The 16,505-nt window shown below is 66.2% G+C and carries 12 protein-coding genes and 1 pseudogene; 4 read left to right on the forward strand and 9 right to left on the reverse strand.

Translation table 11 applies throughout. The features are described from left to right. Position 1: 1 nt before the first annotated feature. Positions 2 to 1,075 (reverse strand): Ppx/GppA phosphatase family protein, encoded by a 1,074-nt coding sequence (locus A3M7_RS0105960; RefSeq protein WP_027543099.1) that lies wholly within the window; start codon positions 1,073 to 1,075, stop codon positions 2 to 4. 211 nt (positions 1,076 to 1,286) lie between these two features. Here A3M7_RS0105960 and A3M7_RS0105965 point away from each other — a divergent pair, with 211 nt between their 5' ends. Next, positions 1,287 to 3,659, forward strand: coding sequence for a xanthine dehydrogenase family protein molybdopterin-binding subunit (locus tag A3M7_RS0105965; RefSeq protein WP_027543100.1), 2,373 nt, complete (start codon positions 1,287 to 1,289; stop codon positions 3,657 to 3,659). A gap of 180 nt (positions 3,660 to 3,839) precedes the next feature. Here the strand turns inward: A3M7_RS0105965 and A3M7_RS49555 are convergent, their stop codons facing one another. Continuing rightward, positions 3,840 to 4,640 carry a MaoC family dehydratase N-terminal domain-containing protein gene (locus A3M7_RS49555; protein WP_027543101.1) on the reverse strand — a complete coding sequence of 267 codons (801 nt, stop codon included), beginning with the start codon at positions 4,638 to 4,640 and terminating at the stop codon, positions 3,840 to 3,842. 106 nt (positions 4,641 to 4,746) lie between these two features. On the opposite strand from A3M7_RS49555, the gene A3M7_RS0105975 reads away from it, so the two are divergent. From A3M7_RS0105975 to A3M7_RS0105985, 3 genes are read left to right on the forward strand one after another with little or no spacing between them, the layout of a single operon-like run. Further along, complete coding sequence (locus A3M7_RS0105975; RefSeq protein WP_027543102.1) at positions 4,747 to 5,250, forward strand: YaiI/YqxD family protein; 504 nt, start codon at positions 4,747 to 4,749, stop codon at positions 5,248 to 5,250. 2 nt (positions 5,251 to 5,252) lie between these two features. Next, a complete protein-coding gene (locus A3M7_RS0105980) occupies positions 5,253 to 7,064 on the forward strand; it encodes an ABC-F family ATP-binding cassette domain-containing protein (protein ID WP_027543103.1) in 1,812 nt (603 codons plus the stop codon). 28 nt (positions 7,065 to 7,092) lie between these two features. Then, positions 7,093 to 8,172, forward strand: coding sequence for a D-TA family PLP-dependent enzyme (locus tag A3M7_RS0105985; RefSeq protein ID WP_027543104.1), 1,080 nt, complete (start codon positions 7,093 to 7,095; stop codon positions 8,170 to 8,172). Positions 8,173 to 8,361: 189 nt separating this feature from the next. On the opposite strand, the gene A3M7_RS0105990 is transcribed toward A3M7_RS0105985, so the two are convergent. The 7 genes and pseudogenes from A3M7_RS0105990 to A3M7_RS0106020 form a co-directional block, all read right to left on the reverse strand. Beyond that, complete coding sequence (locus A3M7_RS0105990; protein ID WP_027543105.1) at positions 8,362 to 9,594, reverse strand: NAD(P)/FAD-dependent oxidoreductase; 1,233 nt, start codon at positions 9,592 to 9,594, stop codon at positions 8,362 to 8,364. Between the two features lie 153 nt (positions 9,595 to 9,747). Further along, positions 9,748 to 10,665: an SDR family NAD(P)-dependent oxidoreductase gene (locus tag A3M7_RS0105995; RefSeq protein WP_027543106.1), complete on the reverse strand. Its 918-nt coding sequence runs from the start codon at positions 10,663 to 10,665 to the stop codon at positions 9,748 to 9,750. 230 nt (positions 10,666 to 10,895) lie between these two features. Further along, a complete protein-coding gene (locus A3M7_RS0106000; RefSeq protein WP_027543107.1) occupies positions 10,896 to 11,375 on the reverse strand; it encodes a MaoC family dehydratase in 480 nt (159 codons plus the stop codon). 130 nt (positions 11,376 to 11,505) lie between these two features. After that, entirely contained in the window at positions 11,506 to 13,224 is a 1,719-nt protein-coding gene (locus A3M7_RS0106005; protein WP_027543108.1) for an AMP-binding protein, read from the reverse strand. Between the two features lie 132 nt (positions 13,225 to 13,356). After that, positions 13,357 to 14,253, reverse strand: a pseudogene (gene mmsB, locus A3M7_RS0106010) (3-hydroxyisobutyrate dehydrogenase); the annotation flags it as partial. Positions 14,254 to 14,274: 21 nt separating this feature from the next. Then, on the reverse strand, positions 14,275 to 15,342 hold the full coding sequence (locus tag A3M7_RS0106015; RefSeq protein ID WP_027543110.1) for an enoyl-CoA hydratase/isomerase family protein: 1,068 nt from the start codon (positions 15,340 to 15,342) through the stop codon (positions 14,275 to 14,277). Then, positions 15,339 to 16,484: an isobutyryl-CoA dehydrogenase gene (locus A3M7_RS0106020; protein WP_027543111.1), complete on the reverse strand. Its 1,146-nt coding sequence runs from the start codon at positions 16,482 to 16,484 to the stop codon at positions 15,339 to 15,341. The genes A3M7_RS0106015 and A3M7_RS0106020 overlap by 4 nt, the downstream gene beginning before the upstream one ends. Positions 16,485 to 16,505 lie beyond the last annotated feature (21 nt).

The following is a 16,505-nucleotide window of genomic DNA, read 5'->3' on the forward strand; positions in this document are numbered from 1 at the left end:
CTCACCAGCTCCTGAGCGCGCCGTCCTCGCGCATCATCTCGACCAGCATGCCTTCGCGCAGGCCGCGGTCGGCGACGCGCAGGCGCGGCAGCGGAAAGGCGTGGCGGATCGCATCGAGGATGGCGCAGCCGGCCAGCACGAGATCGGCGCGCTCGACGCTGATGCAGCTGTTGTTCGCGCGCTCCTCGTAGCTCATGCCGAGCAGCTTGTTGATGGTCGCGGTGATGTCGGAATCGTTCATCCAGATGCTGTCGATGCGGCGGCGGTCGTAGCGCGCGAGATTGAGATGGATGCCGGCAAGGGTCGTCACGGTGCCGGAGGTGCCGAGCAGGTGCATCTCAGTGAGATCGCCGCCGTGCTGTTCCGCGAACGGCGCAACATGATTTGCGACCTCCCGCTCCATCGCGGCGTAGATCTCCGGCGTCACGTCGCGGCCGCCGAATTGCTCGGCGAGCGTGACCACGCCGAACGGGATCGACATCCAGGCTTTGATGCGCGGCTCCGGATTTGTGGGATCGCGCTCGATCCGCACCAGCTCGGTCGAGCCGCCGCCGATGTCGAACAGGATCGCACCCCTGCCCCTGGGATCGACCAGCGGCGAGCAGCCGAGCACGGCGAGCGAAGCCTCGGTCTCGCGGTCGATCACCTCGAGCTCGATGCCGGTCTCGGCCGCGACGCGGCTGCGAAAGCCCTCCGCGTTCGAGGCCGCACGGCAGGCTTCGGTCGCAATCAGCCGCAGCCGCCGCGCTCTCCGCAAGTTGATCTTGTCGCGGCAGATGCTGAGCGCCGCGATGGCGCGCTCGATCGCGGCCTCGCTGATGGACCCCGTCGCCGAGACCCCCTCGCCGAGCCGGATGATCCGGGAGAAGGAATCGACCACGCGAAAGCCATCACTGGTCGGACAGGCGATCAGGAGCCGGCAATTGTTGGTTCCGAGGTCCAGCGCCGCATAGACGCCGGTTCCCGGCGCTTGCGCGGCGACGGCCGGCTCAGTGGCCAATGCCACCGCCGCCATCGACCCCTCGAGCTCACCGTGCGGCCCATGGCCGTCGCGGAGCCGCGTGTGGTCATTCATACAAACTGTCTTTCCGCGGCCCGCTGGGGCCGAGCTGGAATTGCTTTTTCGCCTGAAACATTAGCAGCGCGGCAGGCCTGCGCAACAACGCATCACATGGGACCATGCCCATTCGTGCGTTGTCGTGAACGGGACCGTGGGCTATTTTTGACGGGTCCGGCCCCCAAGCGCCCCCCAAAACGCGCAATTGCCGGCTTTTCAGGTCAATTCCATGCAAGAACACACCAAATCGTCCACGCTCGAAAACGCTATTGCACTGCAAAAATACGGCGTCGGGCAGCCCGTCCGCCGCAAGGAGGACGACACGCTGGTCCGCGGCAAGGGCCGCTACACCGACGATTTCAACCTGCCCGGCCAGGCCTATGCCGTGGTGGTCCGCTCGACCCATGCCCATGGAATCATCCGCGGCATCGGCCTTGATGCCGTCAAGGCGATGCCGGGCGTGCTGGGGGTCTGGACCGGCAAGGATCTCGATGCGGCCGGCTATGGCCCCTTCACCTGCGGCCTGCCGCTGAAGAGCCGTGACGGCTCGCCCCTGCTCCAGACCAACCGCCAGCCGCTGGCGACCGACAAGGTCCGCTTCGTCGGCGACCCCGTCGCCTTCGTGGTGGCGGAGACGCTGGCCCAGGCGCGCGATGCGGCCGAGGCGGTCGAGCTCGACATCGAGCCGCTGCCGGCGGTGACGGACCCCGAGGAGGCCGCAAAGCCCGGCGCGCCGCAGCTCTACGACCACATCCCGAACAACGTCGCGCTCGACTACCATTATGGCGACGTGGACAAGGTCAATGCGGCCTTTGCCGGCGCCGCCCACGTCACCAAGATCGACATCGAGAACACCCGCGTCGCCGTGGTCTCGATGGAGCCGCGCGTGGGACTTGCCTCCTACGACAAGAAGGCCGAGCGCTACACGCTCCAGGTTCCGACGCAGGGTGTCGCCGGCAACCGCGCCAACCTCGCCAAGAACCTGAAAGTGCCGAACGAGAAGGTGCGCATTCTCACCGCCAATGTTGGCGGCTCCTTCGGCATGAAGAACATCAACTATCCCGAATACATGTGCATCCTGTACGCGGCCAAGGCGCTGGGACGGCCGGTGAAGTGGCTGGACGAGCGCTCGACCAGCTTCCTCTCCGACAGCCACGGCCGTGCGCAGAAGATTCATGCCGAGCTCGCGCTCGACGCCGAGGGGCATTTCCTCGCGGCCAAGCTTTCCGGTTACGGCAATCTCGGCGCCTACATCACCGGCGTTGCGCCGGGCCCGCTCTCGCTCAACACCGGCAAGAACTTTTCCAGCGTCTACCGCACGCCGCTGATGGGCATCGACATCAAGACGGTGCTGACCAACACCACGCTGATGGGCGCCTATCGCGGCGCCGGCCGGCCCGAGGCGAACTACTATATGGAGCGGTTGATCGACCGCGCCGCCGACGAGATGGGCATCAACCGGCTGACGATGCGCAAGCGCAACTTCATCAAGCCGAACCAGATGCCGTTCCCGGCCTCCTCCGGCGTCACCTATGACAGCGGCGACTTCCAGGCGGTCTTCAACAAGGCGCTCGAAATCTCCGACCACGAGAATTTCGCCAAGCGCAAGAAGGAGAGCAAGAAGGCCGGCAAGCTGCGCGGCATCGCCGTCGGCTCCTATCTCGAGGTCACCGCGCCGCCGAGCCCCGAGCTCGGCAAGATCGTGTTCGACCCTGATGGCAGCGTGCAGCTCATCACCGGCACGCTCGATTACGGCCAGGGCCATGCCACCCCGTTCGCGCAGGTGCTGTGCGCCCAGCTCGGCGTCCCCTTCGAGAGCGTCAAGCTGGTGCAGGGCGACAGCGACATCGTTCACACCGGCAACGGCACCGGCGGATCGCGCTCGATCATGGCGAGCGGCATGGCGATCGTCGAGGCCTCCAAACTCGTGATCGAAAAGGGCAAGCGCGCCGCCGCGCACATGCTGGAGGCCTCCGAAGCCGACATCGAGTTCGAAGGCGGCAGCTTCACCATCGCCGGCACCGACCGCAGCATCGACATCATGGAGCTCGCCAAGAAGCTGCATGACGGCAAGGTGCCGGAGGGCGTGCCTGATAGTCTCGACGTCGATCACACCAGCGAGCCGGTGCCCTCTGCCTTCCCGAACGGCTGCCACGTCGCCGAGGTCGAGATCGACCCTGACACCGGCGTGGTGCAGATCGTGCGCTACAGCGCGGTCAACGATTTCGGCACGGTGATCAACCCGCTGCTGGTCGCAGGCCAGCTTCATGGCGGCGTCGTCCAGGGCATTGGACAGGCGCTGATGGAGCACGTCCGCTACGACGAGAGCGGCCAGCCGATCACGGGCTCGCTGATGGACTACGCGCTGCCGCGCGCCGAGGACGTGCCGAACATGACGGTCGGCGACCACCCGGTGCCGGCCACGACCAATCCGCTCGGCAGCAAGGGTTGCGGCGAGGCCGGCTGCGCCGGCAGCCTGTCGACCGTGGTGAACGCCGTGCTCGACGCGCTCTCCGACCACGGCATCAAGCACATCGACATGCCGCTGACGCCGGAGCGGGTGTGGCGCGCGATCCAGGACGCGAAGGGCAAGGCGGCGTAGATTGTTGTTCACCTCTCCCCGCTTGCGGGGAGAGGTCGAAGCCGAAGCGCAGCGCAGGCTTCGGGTGAGGGGGACTCTCCGCGAGTCCCACTATCACCGTCCTTGTGGAGAGTCCCCCTCACCCGGCATCCGCGCTACGCGCGTATTCCGGCCTCTCCCCGCAAGCGGGGAGAGGCGAAGTCAAGCCGCAGCCTCCTCGCGCGGCTGATAGATCGCCGTATGCTGGCAATGCGCCAGGGGTGTCTTGCCGTTGGCGACGACCAGCGCGTCGAGCTCGACGAAGCGGTGGCCCTTCTTCTCGTAGTTCGCGGTCACCTTGGCCCGCGCAACGATCTCGTCGCCGGCGCGCGCGGGCGACAGCAGCTGCATGCGGCTGCCGGCGTGGATCCATGGGCCTAAAATGGTGTTGTCGACGAGGACGCGATTCATGACGCGCTGGATCAGGCCGGGATGGCCGAGCCCCTCACGCGCGAAGATCGGATCGATTTCCCTGATGTCGGCGAGATAGTCCGCGGCCGCCTGCCCGATCCATCGGCGCGGCTCTGTGCCGAGCCATTTGCCGGTCTCGAAGGTCGCCGGGCTGACCGGCTTGCGCTCGGCGACTGCGGGGACCGCGAGATAGTCGCTCAAATCCACCGCAGGCGCGGCCGCCGGCAGCGAGGCCGTCCCGGTGGCGCAGAGCTCGGTGCGGCTAAACACCTCGATCGTGAGCAGGCCATTGTGCTCGGTTGCATCGACATCGGCGCTCTCGCCGTCATAGACCGGCTTGATGAAGCGGGCCTCGACCAGTCCGCGTGACAGGAAATCGCGGCCCCAGTGCGCCAGCGGCACATGCATCATGTAGGCGAAGACGTCGACACCAGGCACCAGCCCGCCGGAAAAGCCGAAGCGACGCGCAACCGTGTCGTCATGCATCTTGTTTTCGGATTGTTTGGCGGTGTTGTAGGCCTCGACGCGGTAGGTCTCGAGCCGGTTCGGCATGGCTGCCCTTCCCCAAAATTCTTGTCGTTACGGACCGATCGTAGGCCCCGGGGAACACCGGTCAATCCCCTCGCCTTTGCGGTCCGAATGGGGTACCACCCCGCCAATGACTGACACGCCCACCCGCATCTATGTCGACGCCGACGCCTGTCCGGTGAAGGACGAGATCTACCGCGTCGCGCTCCGGCACAGCGTGCCCGTGCGCGTGGTGGCCGGCAATTTCATTCGCGTGCCGCAGGATCCCTTGATCGAGCGCATCGCCGCAGGTAGCGGCATGGATGCCGCCGACGACTGGATCGCGGAGCGCGCCAAGTCGGGCGATGTCGTCGTGACCTCCGACATTCCGCTCGCGAGCCGCTGCGTGAAGGCGGGCGCCGACGTGATCGCGCCGAACGGCAAGCCGTTCACCGAGGAATCGATCGGGATGACACTGGCGGTGCGCAATCTCATGACGGATCTGCGCTCGGCGGGCGAAGTCACCGGCGGCCCGCGCTCGTTCGCACCGCGCGACCGGTCGACGTTCCTCTCGGCGCTCGACCAGACGCTGCGCCGGATCCAGCGCCGCCGCGCTGATGCGGCCGCAACGAGCCAGAATTCAAGCCAGGGCTGACGATGGCGCCGCCGCTGATCCAACTCAAGGACATCAAGCTGACGTTTGGCGGCACGCCGCTATTGAACGGCGTCGAGCTCAACGTTGCGACTGGCGAGCGGGTCTGCCTGATCGGCCGCAACGGCTCGGGCAAGTCAACGCTTCTCAAGATCGCGGCCGGCCTCGTCGAGTCCGACGGCGGCACGCGCTTCGTGCAGCCGGGCGCCACGATCCGCTATCTGCCGCAGGAGCCTGATTTCGGCGACCACAAGACCACGCTCGCCTATGTCGAGGCGGGGCTTGCGCCCGGCGACGACCAGCATCAGGCGCGCTATCTGCTCGAGCAACTCGGGCTGACCGGCGACGAGCACCCGCACAACCTCTCCGGCGGCGAAGCGCGCCGCGCGGCGCTCGCGTGTGTGCTGGCGCCCTCGCCCGACATCCTGCTGCTGGACGAGCCGACCAACCATCTCGATCTCTCCACCATCGAATGGCTGGAGCAGGAGCTCGACAGTCGCCGCAGCGCGCTGGTGCTGATCAGCCACGACCGCCGTTTCCTCACCAATCTCTCGCGTTCGACCGCCTGGCTGGACCGCGGGCGGATCAAGCAGATCGACCGCGGTTTTGCCTCGTTCGAGAGCTGGCGCGACGAGGTGCTCGCCGAGGAAGAGCGCGACCAGCACAAGCTCGACCGCAAGATCGTCGACGAGGAGCACTGGCTGCGCTACGGCGTCTCCGGCCGGCGCAAGCGCAACGTCAAGCGGCTTGCCAATCTGCACACGCTGCGCGACCAGCGCCGCAACTATCGCGGCACCGCCGGCAGCGCCAATCTCGCTGCCGCCGAGGCTGAACAGTCCGGCAAGCTGGTGATCGAAGCCAAGGGCATCACCATGGCCTATGGCGAGCGCAAGATCGTCGACAATTTCTCGACCCGCATCCAGCGCGGCGACCGGCTCGGAATCATCGGGCCGAACGGCGCCGGCAAGACCACGCTGGTCAATCTGCTCACCGGCGGCATGCAGCCTGACACCGGCACCGTGCGGCTCGGGGCCAATCTGGAGATGGCGACGCTCGACCAGCACCGCGAAAGCCTCGACCCCAAATCGACGCTGGCGGAGGCGCTGACCGGCGGCCGCGGCGACCAGATCATGGTCGGCGGCAAGCCCAAGCATGTCGTCGGCTACATGAAGGACTTTCTGTTCGCGCAAGAGCAGCGCGGCACGCCACTCGAGGTCCTCTCCGGTGGCGAGCGCGGCCGGCTGATGCTGGCGCGCGCATTGGCCAAGCCCTCGAACCTGCTCGTGCTGGACGAGCCGACCAACGATCTCGACCTGGAAACGCTCGACGTTCTCGAGGACATGCTCGGCGACTACGAGGGCACCGTGATCCTGATCAGCCACGACCGCGACTTCCTCGACCGCGTCGTGACGTCCGTGATCGCGCCCGAGGGCAATGGCAGATGGATCGAATATGCCGGCGGCTACAGCGACATGCTGGCGCAGCGCGGCGCGGACTTGAAGCGCGAGACGGCGAAGGCCCAAGCCCCCGCGGAGAAGAAAGAGGAGCGGCAAGCGGCACCCGCATCCGCGCCAAAGCGGCGTTTGAGCTTCAACGAGAAGCACGCGCTGGAAACACTGCCGAAGAAGATGGAAAAATTGCACGCCGACATCGCCAAGCTGCAACGCGTGCTCGACGATCCCAACCTCTACGCCAAGGATCGCAAGAAATTCGACGACACCTCCGCCGCGATCGCCAAGGCGCATGACGAATTGTCCGCCGCCGAAGAGCGCTGGCTCGAACTCGAAATGCTTCGCGAAGAAATTGAACAGGCTTAGCGCGTATTCCGCCAACCAGGGGACTGCCATGACAACGATTCTCGCCGCCAAGATCGCCCGCGAATACGGCACGCCCTGCGCCGTCATCGACATGGACAAGGTCGAGCGCAACATCGCGCGGATCCAGAAGGCCTGCGACGACGCCGGCGTCGCCAATCGTCCTCACATCAAGACGCACAAGAACCCGACGATCGCAAAGATGCAGGTCGCGGCCGGCGCCAAGGGCATCACCTGCCAGAAGATCGGCGAGGCCGAGATCATGGCCAATGCCGGCATCGACGACATCCTGATCAGCTACAACCTGCTCGGCGAAGAGAAGATGGCGCGGCTCGGCGCGCTGCAGGCGAAGGCGTACATGACGGTTGCCGCGGACAATTCGACGGTCGTCGCAGGTCTGCCCAAGGCCGCCGCGGCCTCGGGCCGTCCGCTCTCGGTGGTGGTCGAATGCGATACGGGCCGCAAGCGCGCGGGCGTCGAGACACCGGCGGAGGCGATTGCGCTGGCGCGCGAGATCGCCGGGTCCAAAGGGCTCGAGTTCGCCGGCTTCATGCTCTATCCCACCGAGACCGGCTGGGCGGACGCGCAAAAATTCTACGACGAGGCGCTGGCCGGCGTGCGCGCGCACGGGCTGGATGCAAAGATCGTCTCGACCGGCGGCACGCCGAACCTCGTCAATCTCGGCAAGCTCAAGGGCGGCACCGAGCATCGCTTCGGCACCTACATCTACAACGACCGCATGCAGGTCGCGGCCGGCTCCGCCACCTGGGACGACTGCGCGCTGCATATCTATTCAACCGTCGTGAGCCGCGCCGCGCCCGAGCGCGGCATTCTCGATGCCGGCTCCAAGACGCTGACCACGGACACCGGCGGGCTCGACGGCCACGGACTGATCCTGGAGCACCCCGAAGCCAAGATCGCGCGCTTCGCCGAGGAGCACGGCTTCCTCGACCTCTCCCGCAGCAACACCCGGCCGAATGTCGGCGATGTCGTGCGCATCGTGCCCAATCATGTCTGCGTCGTCGTCAACATGATGGACGAGGTGCTGATGGTGCGTGGCGAGGAGATCATCGGCACGCTGCCGGTGGCGGCGCGCGGGAAGCTGCGCTAGGCGTGCTGCGGCGCGTCCGCGCCATCCTTCGAGGCTCGGTTTCCGGTGCTCTCGCACCGGAAACGAGCGCCTCAGGATGACGCTCTCGTTAGGCCGACTTATGATGATGCTCGCGGATAGCCGTCACCCTGAGGTGCGAGCCTTGCGGCGCACTGCGCCGCTGGGCGAGCCTCGAAGGGCGACGGCGTTCTAAGAACGCTTCAGCCACTCCAAGACGCCCCTACCCGCGGCAGCCCCCGTCGCGAACGATGCCTGCAGCAGGTAGCCCCCCGTCGGCGCCTCCCAGTCCAGCATTTCGCCGGCGGCGAACACGCCGGGCAGCTTGCGGATCATGAAGCCCGCGTCGAGCTCGTCAAACGAAAGCCCGCCTGCAGTCGAGATCGCGCGATCGATCGGGGCGACGCCGGTGAGCCGAACCGGAATTGCGTTGACCAGGTGTGCGAGCTCGGCCGGCGAGAACGAGGCCAGCGGCCGGCCGGATGCGATGGCGGCCTCCTGCATCAGGCCGATGCCGACCGGTGACAGCTGCGCTGCCTTGCGCAGGAAGTTTGCGAGCGATTGCTTGCCGCGTGTGCCCGACAGGCGCACGGTCAGCGCGGCAGCGTCGAGGTCGGGCCGCAGTGCGATCGTGAGCGTCGCCTGTCCGAGACCCAGCACCGCCTCGCGCAGCTCCGCCGACAGCGCATAGATCGCGCCGCCTTCGATGCCGCCGCGGGTGATCATCGCTTCGCCGCGCACCGTGTGTGCACCGATCGTCAGCGCGACGCCCTTGAGCGGCTGGCCCTCGAAACGATCACGGAACAATTCGGACCATGCGACCGTGAAACCGGAATTGGCCGGCCGCAGCCTCGAGATGACAATGTCTTTGGACGCGAGGATATCGACCCAGCTGCCGTCCGACCCGAGCCGCGGCCAGCTTGCGCCGCCGAGCGCGAGCACGGTGGCGTCGGCTGCAACGGCGGAGGTGCCGCTCGATGTTTGGAACAACAACCGCCCTTCCCCGTCCCAGCCGGTCCAGCGATGGCGGAATGCAAACCGCACGCCGGCGGCGTCGAGCCGCCGCAGCCAGGCGCGCAGCAAGGGCGAGGCCTTGAACGCTTTTGGAAACACGCGGCCGCTGCTGCCGACGAAGGTCGGCTCACCCAGTGCCTCGCTCCAGGCCCGCAGCGCGTCGGGTGAAAAGGCTTCGACCGCCGCTTGCAGCTTCGGCGCCGCCTCGCGATAGCGCGGCATGAACTGCGGCAGCGGCTCGCTGTGGGTGAGATTGAGCCCGCCCCGGCCTGCCATCAGGAATTTACGGCCCGCGGACGGCATCGCGTCGTAAACGGTGACGCGCGCCCCACCCTGCGCCAGCACCTCGGCCGCCATCAGCCCGGCGGGACCTGCGCCGATGATGGCGACGTGGGATTCGGATGGTGTCATGGCGGGAGTTTAGGCCAGATTCTCGCGCCGAAAACAGCGTCATTCCGGGGCGCGCCCGCTTGGGCGCGAACCCGGAATCCATTGGGCGGCAGTTTCTGTAGCACGATGGATTCCGGGCTCGTCGCTTTGCGACGCCCCGGAATGACAGTGGAGCTAGAGCTTGATCCCCGCCCTCGCCGCGGCCTGCGCCACATATTTCTGCGTCTGCTCGAACGCTCCCGTCAGCGCCTTCGCCTTCGACATGTCGCTGATCTCGGCGAAATGCGCGGCGATCGCGTCCGGCGTCCATTCGGACTCCGGCAGGTTGACGCCTTCGCTCTCGACAATCTTGATCACCGCGAAGGAGCCGGCGCCGGCGCCCATGATGGTGCGGGTCGGCGCATCCTCGCTCAGCATGTACTCGACGGCCGGCGTGATCGCGTTCGGCTTCATCAGCTGCAGCGCCTGCGGCGGCAGCAGCTCTTCGGTCATGCGGGTCGCCGCGGTCGGCGAGATGATGTTGACGCGGATGTTGGTCTTGCGGCCCTCCTCGGCCAGCACGTTCATCAGGCCGACCATGCCGGACTTCGCCGCGCCGTAATTGGCCTGGCCGAAATTGCCGTAAAGACCGGAGGACGAGGTGGTCAGCACGATGCGGCCGTAGTTGCGGTCGCGCATGCCGGCCCAGGCCGCCTTGCAGCAATAGAAGGTACCGACGAGATGCACGTCCAGCACCTTCTGGAAATCGGCGGCTTCCATCTTGCCGAACGACTTGTCGCGCAGAATGCCGGCATTGGCGCACAAGAGGTCGACGCTGCCCCACTCCCTGGTGGCGCGCTCGACCATCGCGGTGACCTGCTCGAAATTGGAGACGTCGGCGCCGTCGGCCATCGCGGTGCCGCCTGCCTTGCGGATCTCCTCGACCACGGTTTCCGCCGGCGACAGCGAGCCGCCGGTGCCGTCGCGCGCGCCGCCGAAATCGTTGACCACGACCTTCGCGCCGCGGCTGGCCAGCCCCAGCGCATGCGCCCGTCCGAGACCATTGCCCGCGCCGGTGACGATGGCGACGCGTCCGTCAAACCTGATTGCCATTGTGCTTCCTTTCTTCCTTCTCCCCTTGCGGGAGAAGGTGGCGCGCAAGCGCCGGATGAGGGGTATCTCGCCACAGCCGAGTCCGCGGAGAGATACCCCTCACCCGGCTTCGCGTTCCGCGAAGCCACCCTCTTCCACAAGGGGAGAGGGTAAGAGCGCTCCGCGCGAGATTTGGACAGCTTTTGAGCAGCGATGGATTGCCGGGTCAAGCCCGGCAGCGACGCGTGGTATCAGGCGAAATAGATCAGGCCGAGCCAGTCGGCGACCAGCGCGGGCTTGTCCTCGCCCTCGATCTCCACCGTGACATTGGTGCGGGACTGCAATTCGTTGGGCTTGCGCAGCTTGGCCTCGGCCAGCACGAAACGGCCGCGGACGCGCTTTCCCGAGCGCACCGGCGAGATGAAGCGCAGCTTGTCGAAGCCGTAATTGACGCCCATCGTGGTGCCGGCGATGACAGGCATGACTTCATAAGACATGATCGACAGCAGCGACATCGTCAGAAAACCGTGCGCAATCGTGGTGCCGAACGCGGTCTCCTTCTTCGCCCGTTCAGGGTCGACGTGGATGAACTGGTGATCCTCGATCACGTCGGCATAGGTGTCGATGCGGGGCTGGTCGATCAGGTGCCACGAGGACACGCCGATCTCCTTGCCGACCATGGCCTGATAGGCCTCCAGCGCAATCGGCGGTTTCTTCCAGACTTCGTTCATTGATAGCTCCTGGTGTCGTCATTCCGGGGCGATGCGGAGCATCGAGCCCGGAATCCATCGCACCGCAGAGCGTGTTGCGAAATGGATTCCGGGCTCGCGCTTCGCGCGCCCCGGAATGACGAGATCTCACTTAATTTTCACCCCTGGCTTTCGGCAGTTCCGGAAAATCCTCTTCCCGGAATTCCCGGCCACGCAGGGGATCGCTGCGGTCGTCGTCGCGTTCCAGCCGTCGTAGCTGTACGCGGCGGATTTTGCCAGAGATCGTCTTGGGCAGTTCGGTGACGATCTCGAGACGGCGGATGCGCTTGAACGGCGCAAGGCGCGTATGCAGGTGCTTGAAAATCGACAGCGCCGTCTCCGGCGTTCGCTCGGCGCCCGATGTCAGCAGCACGAAGGCCTTGGGGATCGCCAGCCGGATCGGGTCCGGGCTCGGCACCACCGCGGCTTCTGCGACGAGCTCGTGCTCGAGCAACACGCTTTCCAGCTCGAACGGGCTGATGCGATAGTCGGAGGATTTAAACACGTCGTCGGAGCGGCCGACGAAGGTGAGATAGCCGTCTTCGTCTTCGAACACGACGTCGCCGCTGCGATAGAGCGTGCCTTCGGCGCCCGAAAGCTTGCCGTCGTCGCCCTGATAGCCCTGCATCAGTCCGGCGGGACGGCTCGCCCCGAGCACCAGCGTCACCTCGCCCTCCTTCGCCGGGTTGCCGTCGGCATCGCTGACCTGCACGCGATAGCCCGGCAGCGGGCGGCCCATCGAGCCGACCTTGATGTTTTGCCCCGGCGAGTTGCCAGCAAGCGCGGTGGTCTCGGTCTGGCCGTAACCGTCGCGGATGGTGAGGCCCCAGGCCGCCTGCACCTGATCGATCACCTCGGGATTGAGCGGCTCGCCGGCGCCGCAGACCTCGCGCAACGCGACCTTGAACGACGCGAGGTTCTCCTGGATGAACAGCCGCCACACCGTCGGCGGTGCGCACAGCGTGGTGACGCCACACCGGCCGATGGTGGCAAGCAGCGCCTTGGCATCGAAACGCGGCTGGTTGACCACGAACACGGTGGCCCCCGCATTCCACGGCGCAAAGAAGCAGCTCCAGGCGTGCTTGGCCCAGCCGGGCGAGGAGATGTTGAGGTGGACGTCGCCCGGCTTCAGCCCGATCCAGTACATGGTGGAGAGATGGCCGACGGGATAGCTGCGCTGGCTATGCAGCACCAGCTTTGGCTTTGCCGTCGTGCCCGAGGTGAAATAGAGCAGCATCGGGTCGTCGGCGTTGGTGGGGCCATCGGGCGCAAAACTCTCCGGAGCTTTCGTCGCCTCGTCATAGGCGAGCCAGCCATCGGAGGCATCACCGACCACGATGCGCACGACATTCTCGGCGCCAAGGCTCGCGAACTTCGCGACCTGATCCTGTGCAGCGACCACCGCCCTCGCCTTGCCGCGATCGAGCCGGTCGCGCAGCTCGTCGGCGGTGAGCAGCGTGGTGGCGGGGATGACAACGACGCCGAGCTTCATCGCAGCCAGCATGGTCTCCCACAGCGGAACCACATTGCCCAGCAGCAGCAGGAGATGGTCGCCGCGCCTCAAGCCCTGCGCGCGAAGGAAGTTGGCGACCTGATTGGAGCGGCGCGACAGCGCCGCGAAGGACAATTTCGTCTGCCGGTCCTGTGCGGCATCGACGATCCAGAGCGCGGGCCGGTCCTTGCTCTCCGCATTCGCCGCCAGCCCGGCGTCGAACCAGTCGAGGGCCCAGTTGAAGGGAACCGGATCGGGCCAGCGGAAGCCTTTGACCGCCGTCTCGTAATCCGTGCGGTGCTGTAGAAGGAACGCGCGCGCTTCCTGAAATGTCGTCATGGTCCGAGCCCGTCGAATTGACCTGCGAGCGTAGCCCGGATGGAGCGAAGCGCAATCCGGGGCCGGCTACGCAATTGGCAGCAGCTGACCCGGATTTCGCTTCGCTCCATCCGGGCTACGGGCAAAGCCTCGCTATTTTCCAGCGAGGCTGCGAACGTGCTTGATAATTCCGGAAAAATCCACCCCGCCCTGACCCGCTCTATCGAAGGCCAGATAGATCTCCTGCGCATGCTGGCCGAGCGGCGTGGCCGCGCCCGCGGCCTTGGCCGCGTCCTGCGCCAAGGTCAGGTCCTTCACCATCAGCGCCGAGGCAAAGCCGGGCTTGTAGTCGTTGTTCGCCGGCGAGGTCGGCACCGGGCCCGGCACCGGGCAATAGGTCGTCAGCGACCAGCACTGGCCCGACGAGGTCGAGGCAACGTCGAACAGCGCCTGATGCGAGAGCCCGAGCTTCTCCGCCAACGCAAACGCCTCGCTCACTGCGATCATAGAAATGCCGAGGATCATGTTATTGCAGATCTTGGCCGCCTGGCCGGCGCCGGCGCCGCCGCAATGCACGATCTTCTTGCCCATGTTTTCCAGCACGGGCTTCGCCGCCGCGAACGCCTTGTCGTCGCCGCCGCACATGAAGGTGAGCGTCGCGCCCTTGGCGCCGCCGGTCCCGCCGGAGACCGGCGCGTCCACCGACAGCACGCCGTTCTTGGCGGCCAGCGCGTGTGCCTGCCGCGCGCTCTCGACGTCGATGGTGGAGCTGTCGATGATCAGCGCGCCCTTGGCCATGACGGGGACGACCTCGTTCCAGACGCCGAGCACGTGCTTGCCGGCCGGCAGCATGGTGACGACGACATCGGCACCCTTCACCGCGCCCGGCGCGCTGTCGGCAATGCTTGCGCCATCGGCCTTGGCTTGCGCGCGCGAGGCCTCGACGAGGTCGAACGCGACGACCTTGTGGCCGGCCTTGACCAGATTGGCGGCCATCGGGCCGCCCATGTTGCCGAGACCGATGAATGCGATCGTGGCCATCTTCGCTTCCTCCGCTGAACGTTTCGTTGATTAGTTGAACTTCAATTCGTCGGCGCCAATCCCGGCGAGATACGGCGCCAGCATGTCCGATGTGACGTCCTCGATCCGCGGCGGCGACCAGGTGGGGTTGCGGTCCTTGTCGATCACGGCGGCGCGCACGCCCTCGCGGAAATCATCGCTGCGGAACACTTCCAGCGCGGCGCGATATTCGCGCACCAGACATTCTTCCAGGCTCGACGCGGCGCGGGCCAGGCGCAACAGCTTCAGCGTCACCACCATGCCGCGCGGCGATTTCTCGCCGAGCGTCTTCAGCGTGGCCAGAGCGAATTCGGAACCGTCACGCTTGAGGGCGGCGACGATGTCCTCCATGCGATCGAAACCAAACAGCGCATCGATCATCGGCTCCTTCGCCGCCACCGGTCCTGCGGTCTCGCCGGTCGCAAAGCCGTCGATGAGCTTGCCGACCTCGGCCGCGGTCGCACCGGAGCGCAGCTTCGTCAGGGCCTCGCGGAGCTCCGGCCATTTCGCCGCCGGCACCACCCAATCGGCGAACTTGGCGTGGATCGCATCCGGCCCATTCATGGTCTGGCCGGTCAGGCCGAAATAGGTGCCGATCTCGCCCGGCGAGCGCGATAGCAAATAAGTGCCGCCGACATCGGGAAAGAAACCGAGCCCGACCTCGGGCATTGCGAGCTTGGTGCGGTCGGTGACGATGCGATGACTTGCATGCGCGGAGAGCCCGACGCCGCCGCCCATCACGATGCCGTCCATGAAGGCGACATAGGGCTTTGGGAACTTCTTGATCCGGGCGTTGAGGATGTATTCCTCGCGCCACAGGATCTTGCCGAGATCGCCATGCACCTTCGAGCTTTCCCAGAGCGTGCGGATGTCGCCGCCGGCGCAGAGGCCGCGCTCGCCGGCGCCCTCCAGCAGGATCACGGCGACGGCCGGATCGGCCTCGAAACGGTCGAGCGCGGTCTCGATCTCGCGAAACATCTCGAGGGTGACAGCATTGATGGCCTTGGGACGGTTGAGCCTGATCACGCCGACCGCGCCCTCGACGCGGGCGACCAGATCGCCCTCTTCCACTGCATTCATCGCGCGCCCTCGATCAGTTTGCGCGCCACGATGAGCCGCATGATTTCATTGGTGCCTTCGAGGATCTGGTGCACGCGCAGATCGCGCACGATCTTCTCGATGCCGTATTCGCTGAGATAACCATAGCCGCCATGGAGCTGGAGCGCCTGGTTGGCGACCTCGAAACCGACATCGGTGCCGAAGCGCTTGGCCATCGCGCAGAGCATGGTGGCGTCAGGGTCCTTGCGGTCGAGCGCAGCTGCGGCCCGCCACAGGAAGGTGCGCGCGGCCTCGAGCTCGATCGCCATGTCGGCAAGCTTGAATTGCAGCGCCTGGAATTCGTCGAGGCGTTTTCCAAACGCCTTGCGCTCCTTCATATAGGCGCGCGCCTTGTCGAGCGCCGTTTGGGCACCACCAAGAGAACATGCCGTGATGTTGAGACGGCCGCCATCGAGGCCGGCCATCGCGATCTTGAAGCCGACGCCCTCCTCGCTCAGCCGGTTGGTAACAGGCACGCGGGCGTTCTCGAATATCACGGCGCGGGTCGGCTGCGCGTTCCAGCCCATCTTGCGCTCATTGGCGCCGAACGACACGCCGGGTGTGTCGCCGTCGATGACGAGGGTCGAGATGCCGCCGGGGCCGTCGCCGCCGGTCCGGACCATCGCGACCAAAAGGTCGGTGCCGCCGGCGCCCGAGATGAACTGCTTCTGGCCGTTGAGGACGTAATGATCGCCATCGCGCACCGCGCGGGTGCGTAATGCCGCGGCATCCGAGCCGGCGCCCGGCTCGGTCAGACAGTAGCTGGCGATCAGCTCCATGGTGCAGAGCTTCGGCAGCCATTTGTGGCGCTGGGTGTCGCTGCCGTAGGCATCGATCATCCAGGACGCCATGTTGTGGATGGAGATGAAGGCCGACGTCGTCGGGCAGCCCGTCGCCAGCGCCTCGAAAATCAGCGCCGCGTCGAACCTGGTCATGGCGGAGCCGCCGACATCCTCGCGGATATAGATGCCGCCCATGCCGAGCGTCGCCGCCTCGCGCATCACGTCGACGGGGAAATGCTTCTCCTCGTCCCAGCGCAGCGCGTGCGGCGCGATCTTCTCCGCCGCAAACGCCAACGCCATATCGCGAACCGCGATCTGATCCTCGTTCAGAGCGAACTGCATGCTGGGCTGCTCACTGTTCTC

This window comes from Bradyrhizobium sp. WSM2254 (assembly GCF_000472645.1).
Classification (GTDB): domain Bacteria; phylum Pseudomonadota; class Alphaproteobacteria; order Rhizobiales; family Xanthobacteraceae; genus Bradyrhizobium; species Bradyrhizobium niftali.

Coding starts and splice junctions, on each gene's coding strand:
- A3M7_RS0105960 (WP_027543099.1), bottom strand. CDS start 1,075: ATGAATGACCACACGCGGCTCCGCGACGGCCATGGGCCGCACGGTGAG.
- A3M7_RS0105965 (WP_027543100.1), top strand. CDS start 1,287: ATGCAAGAACACACCAAATCGTCCACGCTCGAAAACGCTATTGCACTG.
- A3M7_RS49555 (WP_027543101.1), bottom strand. CDS start 4,640: ATGCCGAACCGGCTCGAGACCTACCGCGTCGAGGCCTACAACACCGCC.
- A3M7_RS0105975 (WP_027543102.1), top strand. CDS start 4,747: ATGACTGACACGCCCACCCGCATCTATGTCGACGCCGACGCCTGTCCG.
- A3M7_RS0105980 (WP_027543103.1), top strand. CDS start 5,253: ATGGCGCCGCCGCTGATCCAACTCAAGGACATCAAGCTGACGTTTGGC.
- A3M7_RS0105985 (WP_027543104.1), top strand. CDS start 7,093: ATGACAACGATTCTCGCCGCCAAGATCGCCCGCGAATACGGCACGCCC.
- A3M7_RS0105990 (WP_027543105.1), bottom strand. CDS start 9,594: ATGACACCATCCGAATCCCACGTCGCCATCATCGGCGCAGGTCCCGCC.
- A3M7_RS0105995 (WP_027543106.1), bottom strand. CDS start 10,665: ATGGCAATCAGGTTTGACGGACGCGTCGCCATCGTCACCGGCGCGGGC.
- A3M7_RS0106000 (WP_027543107.1), bottom strand. CDS start 11,375: ATGAACGAAGTCTGGAAGAAACCGCCGATTGCGCTGGAGGCCTATCAG.
- A3M7_RS0106005 (WP_027543108.1), bottom strand. CDS start 13,224: ATGACGACATTTCAGGAAGCGCGCGCGTTCCTTCTACAGCACCGCACG.
- A3M7_RS0106015 (WP_027543110.1), bottom strand. CDS start 15,342: ATGAATGCAGTGGAAGAGGGCGATCTGGTCGCCCGCGTCGAGGGCGCG.
- A3M7_RS0106020 (WP_027543111.1), bottom strand. CDS start 16,484: ATGCAGTTCGCTCTGAACGAGGATCAGATCGCGGTTCGCGATATGGCG.